Annotated in this window: 11 protein-coding genes; 9 read left to right on the top strand and 2 right to left on the bottom strand. The window is 73.1% G+C overall.

Annotated features, from left to right (window positions below; all coding sequences use genetic code 11):
• Window positions 1-96 precede the first annotated feature (96 nt).
• The 6 genes from DBP14_RS12490 (at window position 97) to sucD (ending at window position 7,935) form a co-directional block, all read left to right on the top strand.
• Window positions 97-1,341, top strand: a complete 1,245-nt coding sequence (locus DBP14_RS12490; protein WP_241740887.1) for an AAA family ATPase — start codon at window positions 97-99, stop codon at window positions 1,339-1,341.
• Window positions 1,338-3,752, top strand: coding sequence for a DUF5682 family protein (locus DBP14_RS12485; protein ID WP_129307314.1), 2,415 nt, complete (start codon window positions 1,338-1,340; stop codon window positions 3,750-3,752). The genes DBP14_RS12490 and DBP14_RS12485 overlap by 4 nt, the downstream gene beginning before the upstream one ends.
• Window positions 3,749-3,913: a hypothetical protein gene (locus DBP14_RS36030; protein WP_164992321.1), complete on the top strand. Its 165-nt coding sequence runs from the start codon at window positions 3,749-3,751 to the stop codon at window positions 3,911-3,913. Before DBP14_RS12485 ends, DBP14_RS36030 begins: the two co-directional genes overlap by 4 nt.
• Window positions 3,910-5,121 (top strand): VWA domain-containing protein, encoded by a 1,212-nt coding sequence (locus DBP14_RS12480; RefSeq protein WP_241740886.1) that lies wholly within the window; start codon window positions 3,910-3,912, stop codon window positions 5,119-5,121. The genes DBP14_RS36030 and DBP14_RS12480 overlap by 4 nt, the downstream gene beginning before the upstream one ends.
• A gap of 720 nt (window positions 5,122-5,841) precedes the next feature.
• Window positions 5,842-7,023: an ADP-forming succinate--CoA ligase subunit beta gene (gene sucC / locus DBP14_RS12470; RefSeq protein ID WP_129307312.1), complete on the top strand. Its 1,182-nt coding sequence runs from the start codon at window positions 5,842-5,844 to the stop codon at window positions 7,021-7,023.
• Between the two features lie 27 nt (window positions 7,024-7,050).
• Window positions 7,051-7,935, top strand: a complete 885-nt coding sequence (gene sucD, locus DBP14_RS12465) for a succinate--CoA ligase subunit alpha (RefSeq protein ID WP_129307311.1) — start codon at window positions 7,051-7,053, stop codon at window positions 7,933-7,935.
• Between the two features lie 288 nt (window positions 7,936-8,223).
• On the opposite strand, the gene DBP14_RS12460 is transcribed toward sucD, so the two are convergent.
• Window positions 8,224-9,114 (bottom strand): sigma factor-like helix-turn-helix DNA-binding protein, encoded by an 891-nt coding sequence (locus tag DBP14_RS12460; protein ID WP_241740885.1) that lies wholly within the window; start codon window positions 9,112-9,114, stop codon window positions 8,224-8,226.
• A gap of 113 nt (window positions 9,115-9,227) precedes the next feature.
• On the opposite strand from DBP14_RS12460, the gene DBP14_RS12455 reads away from it, so the two are divergent.
• A complete protein-coding gene (locus DBP14_RS12455; protein WP_129311817.1) occupies window positions 9,228-10,955 on the top strand; it encodes a DUF6350 family protein in 1,728 nt (575 codons plus the stop codon).
• A gap of 108 nt (window positions 10,956-11,063) precedes the next feature.
• Here the strand turns inward: DBP14_RS12455 and DBP14_RS12450 are convergent, their stop codons facing one another.
• On the bottom strand, window positions 11,064-11,969 hold the full coding sequence (locus tag DBP14_RS12450) for a hypothetical protein (protein WP_129307310.1): 906 nt from the start codon (window positions 11,967-11,969) through the stop codon (window positions 11,064-11,066).
• Between the two features lie 358 nt (window positions 11,970-12,327).
• Between DBP14_RS12450 and purN the strand changes: the two genes are divergently transcribed.
• Window positions 12,328-12,966 carry a phosphoribosylglycinamide formyltransferase gene (gene purN / locus DBP14_RS12445; RefSeq protein WP_129307309.1) on the top strand — a complete coding sequence of 213 codons (639 nt, stop codon included), beginning with the start codon at window positions 12,328-12,330 and terminating at the stop codon, window positions 12,964-12,966.
• Entirely contained in the window at window positions 12,963-14,534 is a 1,572-nt protein-coding gene (gene purH, locus DBP14_RS12440; protein WP_129307308.1) for a bifunctional phosphoribosylaminoimidazolecarboxamide formyltransferase/IMP cyclohydrolase, read from the top strand. Before purN ends, purH begins: the two co-directional genes overlap by 4 nt.
• The last annotated feature ends 281 nt before the right edge of the window (window positions 14,535-14,815 follow it).

Below are 14,815 nucleotides of genomic sequence, written 5' to 3'. Positions count from 1 at the left end.
CGGTGCGCACGTTTGTGCAGGTCAGAGCGATTGTCAGTGGCGTGGTGCACGGTGGACACCAGATCCGAACCGGCCGAGCTGGAGGGGGCCTCAGCCATGACTGTGTCCGTGGAACCGACGTCCGTAGACCCGAAGTCCGTCGACTCCGGGTCCGTCGACTCCGAGTTCGCCGACTCCGAGTCCGTCGACCTCGCGTCGGTCGACCCGAACTCCGTGTCCGGGGACCCGAACTCCGTGGCGCCGGCGTCCCGTGCGCCGGACGGGGCCACGCTGCGGCCGCACGCCGAGCACGCCTTCGCCGCCGAACTCGCCGCGCTGGCCGCCCAGGACGACCGCCCGCGGCCGGCCCGCTGGAAGCTGTCGCCCTGGGCGGTGGCGACCTACCTGCTCGGCGGCACCCTCGCGGACGGCACGGTGATCACACCGAAGTACGTGGGCCCGCGCCGCATCGTCGAGGTCGCGGTGACCACGCTCGCCACCGACCGCGCCCTGCTCCTGCTCGGCGTTCCCGGCACCGCCAAGACGTGGGTGTCGGAACACCTGGCGGCGGCCGTCAGCGGCGACTCCACGCTGCTCGTCCAGGGCACCGCCGGAACGCCGGAAGAGGCGATCCGCTACGGCTGGAACTACGCGCGGCTCCTCGCCCACGGACCCAGCCGCGACGCCCTCGTGCCCAGCCCCGTCATGCGCGCCATGGCCGAGGGCATGACCGCCCGCGTCGAGGAACTGACCCGCATCCCGGCCGACGTCCAGGACACGCTGATCACGATCCTGTCCGAGAAGACCCTGCCGATACCGGAACTGGGCCAGGAGGTGCAGGCGGTCCGCGGCTTCAACCTCATCGCCACCGCCAACGACCGCGACCGCGGCGTCAACGACCTCTCCAGCGCCCTGCGCCGCCGCTTCAACACCGTCGTGCTGCCCCTGCCGGAGAGCGCCGACGCCGAGGTCGACATCGTCACCCGGCGTGTCGACCAGATCGGCCGCTCCCTCGACCTGCCCGCCGCACCCGACGGCATCGAGGAGATCCAGCGCGTGGTGACCGTCTTCCGCGAACTGCGCGACGGCGTCACCGCCGACGGACGTACGAAGCTGAAGTCGCCCAGCGGCACGCTCTCCACCGCGGAGGCGATCTCCGTCGTCACCAACGGCCTGGCCCTGGCCGCCCACTTCGGCGACGGCGTGCTGCGCCCGGGGGACGTCGCCGCCGGCATCCTCGGCGCCGTCGTCCGCGACCCGGCGGCCGACCGGGTGATCTGGCAGGAGTACCTGGAGACGGTGGTCCGCGAGCGCGACGGCTGGAAGGACTTCTACCGCGCCTGCCGGGAGGTGAGCGTATGACCGACGACTCCGTCCGGCCCGGGGCGTTCGACGCGGGGCCACTGCTCCTCGGCGTACGGCACCACGGGCCCGGCTCGGCCCGCGCGGTGCGGGCTGCCCTGGACGCCGCCCGGCCCGGCGTCGTCCTGATCGAGGGGCCGCCCGAGGCCGACGCGCTCGTCCCGCTGGCGGCCGACCCCGCCATGCGGCCCCCGGTGGCGCTGCTCGCCCACGCGGTGGACGAGCCCGGCCGCTCGGCCTTCTGGCCGTTCGCCGAGTTCAGCCCCGAGTGGGTGGCGATCCGCTGGGCCCTGGAACACCGGGTCCCGGCCCGCTTCATCGACCTCCCGGCCACGCACACCCTGGCCTGGGAGGGGCCGGGCGAGGAGCCGCCGGAGGGGGCCGAGGACCAGGTCCGGATCGACCCCCTCGCCGTGCTGGCCGAGACCGCCGGGTACGACGACCCCGAGCGGTGGTGGGAGGACGCCGTCGAGCACCGGGGGGCCGGGAAGGGGGACCCGTTCGCGCCGTTCGACGCCCTGGCGGAGGCCATGGCCGCGCTGCGGGAGCGATACGGCGTCGGGGGGCGGTCGCGGGACCTGGTGCGTGAGGCGCAGATGCGGCTCCAAGTGCGCGCGGCCCGGCGGGAGTGCGGGGACGCGGTGGCCGTGGTCTGCGGTGCCTGGCACGTGCCGGCCCTGCGGCAGAAGACCACCGTCGCCGCCGACCGCGCCCTGCTGAAGGGCCTGCCCAAGGTCAAGGCGGACCTGACGTGGGTGCCGTGGACGCACCGCAGGCTGGCCCGCACGAGCGGGTACGGCGCCGGGATCGAGTCACCCGGCTGGTACGGGCATCTGTTCCGGTCGTCGGACCGGCCCGTCGAGCGGTGGCTGACGAAGGTGGCGGGCCTGTTGCGCGAGGAGGGGCGCATCGTGTCCTCGGCGCACGTCATCGAGGCGGTACGGCTCGCCGAGACCCTGGCCGCGATGCGCGGACGCCCGCTGCCGGGCCTGGGGGAGACCACGGATGCCGTGCGTGCGGTGATGTGCGACGGCTCGGACGTGCCGCTGGCGCTGGTGCACGACCGGCTCGTGGTCGGGGACGTGCTGGGCGAGGTCCCGGAGGCCTCGCCGGCGGTGCCGCTGCAGCGCGACCTGGTCCGGGAGCAGCGCCGGCTGCGACTCAAGCCGGAGGCGCTGGAGCGGGAGCTGGAACTCGACCTGCGCAAGGACACCGACGCCGCCCGGAGCGGACTCCTGCACCGGCTGCGGCTGCTCGGCGTCCGCTGGGGGGAGCCGGCCGAGTCGCGGGGGAGTACGGGCACCTTCCGGGAGACCTGGCGGCTGCGCTGGGAGCCCGAGCTGTCGGTGCGGGTCGCCGAGGCGGGGGTGTGGGGGACGACCGTGCTCGCCGCGGCCACCGCACGGGCCGAGGCGGACGCGACGGCGGCGAAGACCCTCGCCGAGGTCACCGCGCTCGCCGAACACTGCCTGCTCGCCGGGCTGCCGGACGCGCTGCCCGTGGTCCTCCAGGCGCTCGCGGACCGGGCGGCACTGGACGCGGACGTCGGCCGGCTCGCCCAGGCCCTGCCCGCCCTGGTCCGCTCCCTGCGGTACGGCGACGTACGCGGCACCGACACCCACGCCCTCGCCGACCTCGCGGCGGGCCTCGCCGAGCGCGTCTTCGTCGGCCTCCCGCCGGCCTGCGCCACGCTGGACGCGGATGCGGCGGAGGAGATGCGGGGCCATGTGGACGCGGTTCACACGGCGGTGGGGCTCCTGCCGGAGACCGGCCCCCACGGAGACCACCGGACCGACGCCGACCGCTCTGCCGACTCCGACGGCTCCGACGGCTCCGACCATTCCGGCGGCTCCTTCGGGCCGCCCGGCCTGCGTGGTCGCTGGCGTGCGGTGCTGCGCAACCTGTCGCTGAGGGACACCGTGCCCGGGGTGCTCCGGGGCCGGGCCGTGCGCCTGCTGCTGGACGAGGGCGAACTCGGGCCCGACGAGGCCGCCCGGCTGATGGGCCTGGTCCTGTCCCGGGGGACACCGCCGGCCGACGGGGCCGCCTGGATCGAGGGCTTCGTCGGCGGCGGGGGCGGCATGCTCCTCGTCCACGACGAGCGGCTGCTGGGCCTGGTCGACACCTGGCTGACGGGCGTGCCGGTGGAGGCGTTCACGGACGTACTGCCGCTGCTCAGGCGCACATTTTCGGCGTACGAGCCGGGCGTGCGCAGAACACTCGGCGAACGGGTCCGGCGCGGTCCGGGGGAGCGGCCGGACCGGGCGGCGACCGGCTCCCAGCCCCCCGGCTTCGCCTCCGACCCGGACGCCGGTCGCGCCGACGCCGTACTGCCCGTCCTGGGGCTGCTGCTGGGGCTCGACGACGCGGACGAGGACGCGTGCCAGGAACTGGTGGGAGTGACGCCATGACAACGGACACGCTGCGGGACCAGAGGGAGAGGGCCCGGGACAGGGACGCCGGGCCGGTGCAGGGGCTCTGGACGGAAGGCCACCAAACAACCATTCCGGTGATCCCCCTCTGGGAGCGCCGGGAGCGGCGCGAGCTGCCGTACGAGGAGGCACGCGGATGACGATCGACGCAGCCGTGGGAACCGAGGCAACAGCCGGAATCGCTCCCACCCCGGCAACCGATCCCGCGCGGGAGCGGCTCAGGCGCTGGCGGCTCGTGCTCGGCGGGGACCAGGCCGACGGCACCGGATGCGCGCTGTCCGGGCGGGACGCCGCGATGGACGCCACGCTCGCCGCGCTCTACGGCAAGGGCGGTGACCGATCGCAGCCGGGGCGCGACCGGTCGGCGGGACTCGGCGCGTCGGCGCCCTCCGTGGCCCGCTGGCTCGGCGACATCCGCACCTACTTCCCCTCCTCCGTCGTCCAGGTCATGCAGCGGGACGCGATCGAGCGGCTGGGGCTCGCCTCCCTCCTGCTGGAGCCGGAGATGCTGGAGGCGGTGGAGGCCGACGTCCACCTGGTGGGCACGTTGCTGTCGCTGAACAAGGCGATGCCGGAGACGACCAAGGAGACGGCGCGGGCCGTCGTCCGCAAGGTGGTCGAAGACCTGGAGAAGCGGCTCGCCACCCGTACCCGGGCCACCCTCAGCGGTGCTCTCGACCGCAGCGCGCGGGTCAGCCGGCCGCGCCACCACGACATCGACTGGAACCGCACGATCGCGGCCAACCTCAAGCACTACCTGCCCGAGTACCGCACGATCGTGCCGGAACGGCTCATCGGGTACGGGCGGGCGGCGCAGTCGGTGAAGAAGGAGGTCGTCCTCTGCATCGACCAGTCGGGGTCGATGGCGGCGTCCGTGGTCTACGCGTCCGTGTTCGGGGCGGTGCTCGCCTCCATGCGGTCGATCGACACGCGGCTGATCGTCTTCGACACGGCGGTCGTGGACCTCACCGACCAGCTGGACGACCCGGTCGACGTCCTGTTCGGCACCCAGCTCGGCGGCGGCACCGACATCAACCGGGCCCTCGCCTACTGCCAGGCGCACATCAGCCGGCCCGCCGAGACGGTGGTCGTGCTGATCAGCGACCTGTACGAGGGCGGCATACGCGACGAGATGCTCAAGCGGGTCGCGGCCATGAAGGCGTCCGGGGTGCAGTTCGTGGCGCTGCTCGCGCTCTCGGACGAGGGCGCGCCCGCGTACGACCGGGAGCACGCGGCCGCGCTCGCCGCTCTCGGGGCGCCGGCCTTCGCCTGCACGCCGGACCTGTTCCCGGAGGTGATGGCGGCGGCGATCGAGAAGCGGCCGCTGCCGATACCGGACCCGGCGTGACACCGGACCGGGCACGTCGCGAGCCGTCGGACCACGAAATGCCGCCGGACCACGAAATGCCGCCGGACCACGAAATGGCGCCGGACCACGAAATGGCGCCGGAAAGGGGCTGCAAAAGGGACATGACTACCCATCGGTAACACGGGGCTTGCGCTACCGCGGGCGGGCCGTGCGAGGATCCTGCTCTCCCTCGGTCGGCGCGCCGGCGGTGACCCGCGGTCGGTCCTGCCCCTGTCCGCTCTGCCCGCCCCTGCCCCCGCCCTGCGCGCAAGGCCGCCGGCCGCGACCGGCTCCGCGGGGTGGACGGACCCGGACGGCCGAACGCCGTCGGCCGGTCCGGCTGTGACCCGCGGCACGGGCGGGTGGTCCCCATTGGGGTGGGGATCAACCGCCCAGGCCCCTCGCAGGGGCCGCTCAGGGCCTCACCGGGTCAACCCCAGCCCGGTGAGGCCTCGCACACCGGCCGCAGCCCGCCCATACCCCGGCACGCGGTGCCACCTGGCACCCCGAATTCGGGCATCATGTGACAGGTATCACCGCTCAGGTGTGACCCTCGATTTAGGGAGCCCCCGCGAGCGGCGATAACCTGCGAGACGGACATGCCGCGCGCTCGGACACCGTGTGCGCCTCCCTTGTGACACACAGCGGTCGTCACGTTGCCCTTCGCGGCACGCCCACGCATCCAACGAACCGCGAGATCACTGATAGGGACGGAAGCGCGTGGACCTGTTCGAGTACCAGGCGAGGGACCTCTTCGCCAAGCACGATGTACCGGTGCTGGCCGGTGAAGTCATCGACACGCCTGAGGCGGCCCGCGCAGCCACCGAGCGCCTCGGTGGCAAGTCCGTCGTCAAGGCCCAGGTGAAGGTCGGCGGGCGCGGCAAGGCCGGTGGCGTGAAGCTCGCCGCCACCCCGGACGAGGCCGTCGCCCGCGCGACGGACATCCTCGGCATGGACATCAAGGGCCACACGGTCCACAAGGTGATGATCGCCGAGACCGCTCCGGAGATCCTGGAGGAGTACTACGTCTCCTTCCTCCTCGACCGTGCCAACCGCACCTTCCTCTCCATCGCGTCCGTCGAGGGCGGCATGGAGATCGAGGAGGTGGCGGCCACCCGTCCGGAGGCCGTCGCCAAGACCCCGATCGACGCGATCGACGGTGTGACGCCTCAGAAGGCGCGCGAGATCGTCGAGGCGGCGAAGTTCCCGGCCGAGGTCGCCGACAAGGTCGTGAACGTCCTGGTCAAGCTGTGGGACACCTTCATCAAGGAGGACGCCCTCCTGGTCGAGGTCAACCCGCTGGCCAAGGTCGCCTCCGGTGACGTCCTCGCCCTCGACGGCAAGGTGTCGCTGGACGACAACGCCGAATTCCGCCACCCGGACTTCGAGGAGCTCCACGACAAGGCCGCGGCCAACCCGCTCGAGGCCGCCGCCAAGGAGAAGAACCTCAACTACGTCAAGCTCGACGGCCAGGTCGGCATCATCGGCAACGGCGCGGGCCTGGTCATGTCGACCCTGGACGTCGTCGCGTACGCCGGTGAGAACCACGGCGGCGTCAAGCCCGCCAACTTCCTGGACATCGGCGGTGGCGCCTCCGCCCAGGTCATGGCGAACGGCCTGGAGATCATCCTCGGCGACCCGGACGTCAAGTCCGTGTTCGTCAACGTCTTCGGTGGCATCACCGCCTGCGACGAGGTCGCCAACGGCATCGTGCAGGCCCTGAAGCTCCTGGAGGACCGCGGCGAGAACGTCACCAAGCCGCTCGTCGTCCGCCTCGACGGCAACAACGCCGAGCTGGGCCGGAAGATCCTCACCGACGCCAACCACCCGCTGGTGCAGCGCGTCGACACCATGGACGGCGCGGCCGACAAGGCCGCCGAGCTGGCCCACGCCGCCAAGTAAGCACTCAGGACGAGGACAGAACACACCATGGCTATCTGGCTCAACAAGGACAGCAAGGTCATCGTCCAGGGCATGACCGGCGCCACCGGCATGAAGCACACCAAGCTCATGCTGGGTGACGGCACCAACGTCGTGGGCGGCGTGAACCCGCGCAAGGCGGGTCAGACCGTGGACTTCGACGGCACCGAGGTACCGGTCTTCGGCACCGTCAAGGAGGCCATCGAGAAGACCGGCGCGAACGTCTCCGTCATCTTCGTGCCGGAGAAGTTCACCAAGGACGCGGTCGTCGAGGCCATCGACGCCGAGATCCCGCTGGCCGTCGTGATCACCGAGGGCATCGCCGTGCACGACTCGGCGTCGTTCTGGGCGTACGCCGGCAAGAAGGGCAACAAGACCCGGATCATCGGCCCGAACTGCCCCGGGATCATCACGCCGGGCCAGTCGAACGTCGGCATCATCCCGGGCGACATCACCAAGCCGGGCCGCATCGGCCTGGTCTCGAAGTCCGGCACGCTGACGTACCAGATGATGTACGAGCTGCGTGACATCGGCTTCTCGACGGCCGTCGGCATCGGTGGCGACCCGATCATCGGTACGACGCACATCGACGCGCTCGCCGCATTCGAGGCCGACGCCGACACCGACCTGATCGTGATGATCGGTGAGATCGGTGGCGACGCCGAGGAGCGGGCCGCGGACTTCATCGCGAAGAACGTGACCAAGCCGGTCGTCGGCTACGTCGCGGGCTTCACCGCGCCCGAGGGCAAGACGATGGGCCACGCCGGCGCCATCGTCTCCGGTTCCTCCGGTACGGCCCAGGCCAAGAAGGAGGCCCTGGAGGCCGCGGGCGTCAAGGTCGGCAAGACCCCGACCGAGACGGCCAAGCTCGCCCGCGAGATCCTGGCCGGCTGAGCGAGGCTCACTGCATCACCGGTAGGCCCGCCCCCCACCCGGGGACGGGCCTACCGCCGTTCCACTCACCAGCGCTTGCGGGGTGCCGCCGCGCCCACCCGTGCCGCCCCAAGCGGCACGCATGCCCGCAGCTACGTGGGTGGGCTCGGCGCGCGGCCGTCTGCCGCTCGCTGCCCGCAGCTACGTGAGGACGTGCCCCGTAAGGGCGCGGGGAACTGCGCGACAAGCCACGACGGTCCGCAGCCGGGGTCGGACCCCCAGCCCCACGGCGGGGCGCCGGACAGGGCGTCACCAGGCCCCCGGCGACAACCTTTCCGGGCCACTCGCCTCCGCGGAGCGGAGTTTGTCGCGGAGGGTCTGTTCCTCTCGCGAGAGGGGGCCGAGCGCGGCCGGCGGCGGCACGCCCTGCACCGCCTGGGCCGGCCCGATCGGCGCCGAGTAGTGCGTCGGCGCCGTCCGCAGCGTCAGCGCCGTCGCCCCGATGATCGCGACGGTGAACGCGATGGCGGCCCGCGTCCAGAAGATGCTGCGCCGCTCCCCACCGGTCCGTACCACCGGCGGCTTCGCCGCCTGCAACCGCTCCGTGGACGCCAGTTCCAGCAACCGCGCGTGCAGTGCCGACGGATCGGCCAGTTCCGGCAGCCGCGCGGCCAGCGCCTCACGCGCATGGGTGAGCCGCCGCGCCGCCGCCGGAGTGCTCGCCTCCGTCTCCGCCGCCGTCTCGGGCAGGTCGAGCCCGACACCGTCGTAGAGGACGAGCGTGCGCCGGTACGACGGAGGCAGCGTCAGCAGGACGCTCAGCAGCGCCCGGTGGCCCGCGTCGGCCGGCGGCGGCTCCGGATGCCGGTAGCGCGGCCGGAACCGGTGCCACGGGGAGAGCGCGCAGTCGTACGCCGCCGCCCGCACCCACCCCGCCGGATCCCGGTCCCGGGCCACCTCCGGCCAGCGCTGCCACGCGAGTTGGAACGCCCGCTCCACGGCCTCCCGGGCCAGCTCGCGGCGCCCGCAGAGCAGATAGGTCTGGCGTACGAGGGCGGGCGCGCAGAAGGCGTAGAGCGCGTCGAATGCCTGAGCGGGCGTCAGGGAGGACGGCGACGGCGGCACTTGCTTCCCCGGGCCGACTGACGGGCCGACGGGCGGGCGGACGGCCGAGGCGACTGTCTCCGGTACCTGCGTCACAGTTCACCCCTCTGTACGAAAAAGAACATAAACGTATATTGAGCGACACTTCCGGGGTTCGCCTGTTACGACGGGAAAGCGCGTGTCGTTGGGAGCATGGCCGCGTGACCCAGATGACCGCCCGCCGACCGTCGTCGTCGCCCCTGCTCACCCGGCTGCGCGACCGCTCACCCGGCCTCGGCGCGAGCCTCCTGAGCGGCGCCCTGGCCGCCGGCCTCGGGCTCGGCGCCCTCGCCGTACTCGTGCTGGGCCTGTGGATCAGCTCGCCGTACCCCGACAGCGGACCGGCCGGCGCCCTGCACATCGCCGCCGCGCTGTGGCTGTTGGCGCACGGCGCCGGACTGGTCCGCACCGAGACGCTGTCCGGCGCGCCCATGCCGGTCCACGTGACGCCCCTGCTGCTGCTCGCCCTCCCCGTCTGGCTGCTGTACCGGGCGGCCCGGGACGCGACCGACGCCTCCGCCGACCCCGACGGCCCCCCGCCGGTGCGGGCCCGTACGGCCTGGACGGGCGTCGTCCTCGGCTACCTCGCCGTCGGCACCGCCGCCGCGCTCTACTGCTCCGGCGGTGAACTCCGCCCCGAATGGACCACCGTGGTCCTGTGCCTGCCGCTCGTCACGGCCTGCTCGGCCGCAGCCGGCGTCTGGTCGGGCTACGGCCGTCCGCGCGACCCCCTGGTCCGTGCGGTCCCGGCGCGGCTACGGCGGCTGAGCGGAACGGACGCACGCGCCCGGCTGGGTACGGCCATACGCGCCGCCGGTGCCGGTACGGCCGTGCTCCTCGGCGGCGGAGCGCTGCTCCTCGCGGTCTCCCTGGTGTGGCACGGGGACACGGCGCGAACATCCTTCCTGCAGCTGACGGAGGGCTGGAGCGGCCGGTTCGCCGTGCTGCTCGTCGGCATCGCGCTGATCCCGAACGCGGCCCTGTGGTCGGCCTCCTACGCCCTCGGCCCCGGCTTCACCCTCGGCGCCGGCCACGCCGTCAACGCCTTCGCCTCCGACCCCGCGCCGCTGCTGCCCCCCTTCCCCCTCCTGGCGGCGGTCCCGGACCCGGGCCCCGGCACCCCGCTCAACTGGGCCGCCGGTGCGGTCCCGGTGGCGGCCGGGGCGACGGTGGGCTGGTTCGTGGCACGGGCGGCGGTACGGCGCCAGCGGCGCGACAAGCGGGGTGAAGGACCCGAGCAGCGGAAGCCCGTGGTCCCGGTGGCGCCCGTGGTGCGCTGGTCGGTGGGCCGGACGGCGGGAGTCGTCGTACTGGCGGCGGCGGTCCTCGCCCTGCTCCTCGCCGTACTCGCCGGCGCGGCGGCCGGGGCCCTGGGAGTGGCGGCACTGGCGCACTTCGGCCCGGTGTGGTGGCAGACCGGCGGGGCGGCGTTCGTGTGGACGGTGGTCTTCGCGCTGCCCGTCGCGGTGTGCGTCCGGGCCTGGCGACTGCGGGGCCGGCGCAAGGCGGCCCGCGCGATCCCGCTCCAGGCGGCCGGCACGCCGGACACGGGAAAGAAGGCCGACGAGAAGCCGGAGCCGAAGCCGCAGCCAGGGCTGCCGGAGCCGACACCGGCCAGTCGATGGTGGAAGCCATGGACGCGCAAGGCGAAGGACAAGGGCAAGGAGGAGGCTAAGGGCAAGCCCGACCAGCCGAACCACCCGGCGCCCGCCTCACCTGCGAAGGCGGCTACAAGCGAACCCGGCCCGACGAGTGGCCCACGCTCCGAGGACGAGCTGTACGACTTCCTCCCGGCAGACCCCGAGACCACCCTCCCCTGGCACGACGACCTCTCCCGAGAATCCCGCTGGGCAGCCCTAAGAGAAGCCTCGAAGGACCCAGAAGACCCCACGCCCTGAGCCGCACGACGTGCCCTCCCACGCTGTGGGCAGGCGTTCCGCAGGGCGATGGGGGAGGGTGGGCACAGCGACCAACGCCGGGTGCCCACCCAACGCCGTCCACTGGACCTACTCGTTGGCCGCCCCCAGCACCCCCCGCAGCTCATGCGGCAGCAACTGCTGGCACGTCTGCTTCGCCTCATGCGTCAGCGCATCGTCCACGCACGTGTAGTAGTCCCGGTACACCAACTGGACCGTGAAGCTCGCCGCCACCAGCGCCAGCGCCAGCGACGCGGTGACCAGGCCGCCGACCGCCGCCGTGGTCTGGGGCCGGCCTTGCGGCTGCGCGGGCGCGGGGCTGTCGGGGTCCTGGCCGCCGCGCGGCTTGGCGCGCAGCGAGCTGATCGACCAGTACAGGGCCAGCGCACCCAGCAGCAGCGCCACGTACGGCCAGGTGAACAGGGCGAAGAAGACGGCCCACATGCCGGACAGCAGGGCGTACCGCGCGCGGCGCTGGGCCGGGTCCGTCGGATCCCAGCGCATGCCGGAACCGCCGGCGCCGCCGGGGCCAGGGGAGCCGTTCGGTCCGCCGGGCCCACCGGGGCCGACGCCGGGCCGCTCGCCGAAGCCGCCGGGGGAGCGGCCGGGCTGCCGGTCGCTCCACTGACTGCCCCACGGCGAATCACCGCGCGAGCCGTCGGCATCCCCTGAGCCACCAGAGCCACCAGAGCCACCAGAGCCACCAGAGCCACCAGAGCCCCCGGCACCCTTGGGCCGCCGCGGCTGCCACGGGCGGTCCGGAGTCCCCTCGGGCGGCGGCGCGAACGGGTTGTGGTCCTGCTCCCCGCCGCCGGAGGCGCCGGCGCCACCGGGCCGGTCCTGTCCGTCCTGCCGACCCTGCCCGCCCGGGGGCGCCTCGGGCGGCGGGGAGGACGGCCGCTCCCGCAGCAGCACGGCGCCACGCTCCCCTCCCCGCTCGCCGCCGAGGTCCGAGCGCGTCGGGAACGTGAGCAGTCGCAGGCTGCGGTCCGGCATCAAAAGAGCGTCTTCCCCTAGGTGAGTGCGGCCGTCCGACACGAGCGTCCGCACGGGCTTCCACATCGGCTTCCACATCGGCTTCCACTCAGGAAACGCACCGCACTCCGCACGCGTTCCCGAGGCCGCACGCGGTCGCACGTCTCGGTTCCTCCCGAACGCTACCTTCCGGCCACGCACCCGTCCCGTGGGGGCCGTCCGGAGTGCCGGTATCGTTGCTGGCGGTCGGCCGCTTCGTAGACTTCCCCGTATACCGGGGCGCGAAGCATTCGTACGACTGTACAAAACCAGCAGCCTGAACACACCGCTTCACATCGCTTCATCGCTTCACACCGCTTCTCCGAGAAAGGGCCCCACTGTGGCCGCCACCCCCGCTGGCCCAGCGGTCAAGCGCCTCGTCGTGCTGGTCTCCGGATCCGGCACCAACCTGCAGGCGCTCCTGGACGAGATCAAGCGCACCGGCACGGAGGCGTACGGCGCCGAGATCGTCGCCGTAGGGGCCGACCGCACCGGCATCGAGGGGCTCGCCCGCGCCGAGCGGGCCGGTCTGCCGACGTTCGTGTGCCGGGTGAAGGACCACGCCACCCGGGAGGAGTGGGACGCGGCCCTCGCCGGGGCGGTGGCCGCCCACGAGCCCGACCTCGTGGTCTCCGCGGGTTTCATGAAGATCGTCGGCAAGGAGTTCCTGGCCCGCTTCGGCGGCCGGTTCGTGAACACCCACCCTGCCCTGCTGCCCAGTTTTCCCGGGGCCCACGGCGTCCGCGACGCGCTCGCCTACGGCGCCAGGGTTACCGGCTGCACCGTCCACTTCGTCGACGACGGCGTCGACACCGGCCCGATCATCGCCCAGGGCGTGGTCGAGATCCGGGACGAGGACGACGAGAGCGCGCTGCACGAGCGCATCAAGGAAGTCGAGCGAAGGCTGCTCGTCGAGGTCGTGGGGCGGCTCGCCCGCAACGGCTATCGCATTGAGGGACGAAAGGTAGTTATCCAGTGACCGCCACCGCCGAGAGCACGAAGCGCCCCATTCGCCGGGCGCTCGTCAGCGTCTACGACAAGACCGGGCTGGAAGACCTCGCGCGCGGCCTGCACGAGGCCGGTGTCGAGCTGGTCTCCACCGGGTCGACGGCCGGCCGGATCGCCGCCGCCGGCGTCCCCGTCACCAAGGTCGAGGAGCTGACCGGCTTCCCCGAGTGCCTGGACGGCCGGGTCAAGACCCTGCACCCCAAGGTCCACGCGGGCATCCTCGCCGACCTGCGCCTGGAGGACCACCGGCGCCAGCTCGCCGAGCTGGGTGTCGAGCCGTTCGACCTGGTCGTCGTCAACCTCTACCCGTTCCGCGAGACCGTCGCCTCCGGCGCCTCGGAGGACGAGTGCGTGGAGCAGATCGACATCGGCGGCCCGTCGATGGTCCGCGCGGCCGCCAAGAACCACCCCTCCGTCGCGGTCGTCACCAGCCCCGCGCGCTACGCCGACGTCCTCGCCGCCGTCCAGGCCGGGGGCTTCGACCTGACCACCCGCAAGCGGCTGGCCGCCGAGGCCTTCCAGCACACGGCGTCGTACGACGTGGCCGTGGCGAGCTGGTTCGCGTCCTCCTACGCGCCCGCCGACGACTCGCGGTTCCCCGACTTCCTCGGCTCGACCTGGCAGCGCGCCCACACCCTGCGCTACGGAGAGAACCCGCACCAGCCTGCCGCGCTGTACGTCGACGCCGAGGGCGCCGGCCTGGCCCAGGCCGAGCAGCTCCACGGCAAGGAGATGTCGTACAACAACTACACGGACACGGACGCCGCCCGCCGTGCCGCGTACGACCACGACGAGCCCTGCGTCGCGATCATCAAGCACGCCAACCCGTGCGGCATCGCGGTCGGTTCGGACGTCGCCGAGGTGCACCGCAAGGCGCACGCCTGCGACCCGGTCTCCGCGTACGGCGGTGTCATCGCCGTGAACCGGCCGGTCAGCAAGGAGATGGCCGAGCAGGTCGCGGAGATCTTCACCGAGGTCATCGTGGCGCCGGACTACGAGGAGGGGGCGCTGGAGGCCCTCACCAAGAAGAAGAACATCCGCGTCCTGAAGGCCGCGAACGGCCCGGCCAACCCGGTCGAGGTCAAGGCGATCGACGGCGGCGTCCTCCTCCAGGAGGCCGACCGCCTCCAGGCCGAGGGCGACGACCCCGCCAACTGGACGCTGGCCACCGGCGAGGCGCTCTCCGCCGAGGAGCTGGCCGAGCTGGCGTTCGCCTGGAAGGCGTGCCGCGCGGTCAAGTCCAACGCGATCCTGCTCGCCAAGGACGGCGCCTCGGTCGGCGTCGGCATGGGCCAGGTCAACCGCGTCGACTCCTGCAAGCTGGCCGTCGAACGCGCCGGCGAGGAGCGCGCCCGTGGCGCCTACGCCGCCTCCGACGCGTTCTTCCCCTTCCCCGACGGCCCCGAGATCCTCATCGCCGCCGGCGTGAAGGCCATCGTCCAGCCGGGCGGCTCCATCCGCGACGAACTCGTCGTCGAGGCGGCCCAGAAGGCCGGCGTCACGATGTACTTCACGGGCACCCGCCACTTCTTCCACTGAGGCGGGGCGCCCCGGCGCCCACCTCGCACCACACGGTCTCGCCACCGCCCCGGCGCTCCACACCCCACCGCCGGGCCACGGCCCCGACCACCAGCAGGCCCCGGCCGGACGCCTCATCCGGACCGGGGCTTCGCCGTACGAGCCATGCGCAAGGATCGGGACCGGACAACTCCAGCCGCACGCCCCCGCCCACGATGCGCCGCAACACCTCCGCCGGCGTCCGGGCAGTCGCCGCAGTGCGGTTCCCGTCCCGGGCGACGGCAAGGTGACGCCGTGCGCCG

The organism is Streptomyces sp. L2 (assembly GCF_004124325.1).
Taxonomy (GTDB): domain Bacteria; phylum Actinomycetota; class Actinomycetes; order Streptomycetales; family Streptomycetaceae; genus Streptomyces.
Note: the sequence above shows the minus strand (reverse complement) of the source record. Positions and strands in the feature narration are given on the sequence as shown.

Bases quoted from the DNA above. Each gene is read 5' to 3' on its own strand.
- DBP14_RS12490 (WP_241740887.1), top strand. From the start codon at position 97: ATGACTGTGTCCGTGGAACCGACGTCCGTAGACCCGAAGTCCGTCGAC.
- DBP14_RS12485 (WP_129307314.1), top strand. From the start codon at position 1,338: ATGACCGACGACTCCGTCCGGCCCGGGGCGTTCGACGCGGGGCCACTG.
- DBP14_RS36030 (WP_164992321.1), top strand. From the start codon at position 3,749: ATGACAACGGACACGCTGCGGGACCAGAGGGAGAGGGCCCGGGACAGG.
- DBP14_RS12480 (WP_241740886.1), top strand. From the start codon at position 3,910: ATGACGATCGACGCAGCCGTGGGAACCGAGGCAACAGCCGGAATCGCT.
- sucD (WP_129307311.1), top strand. From the start codon at position 7,051: ATGGCTATCTGGCTCAACAAGGACAGCAAGGTCATCGTCCAGGGCATG.
- DBP14_RS12455 (WP_129311817.1), top strand. From the start codon at position 9,228: ATGACCGCCCGCCGACCGTCGTCGTCGCCCCTGCTCACCCGGCTGCGC.
- DBP14_RS12450 (WP_129307310.1), bottom strand. From the start codon at position 11,969: ATGCCGGACCGCAGCCTGCGACTGCTCACGTTCCCGACGCGCTCGGAC.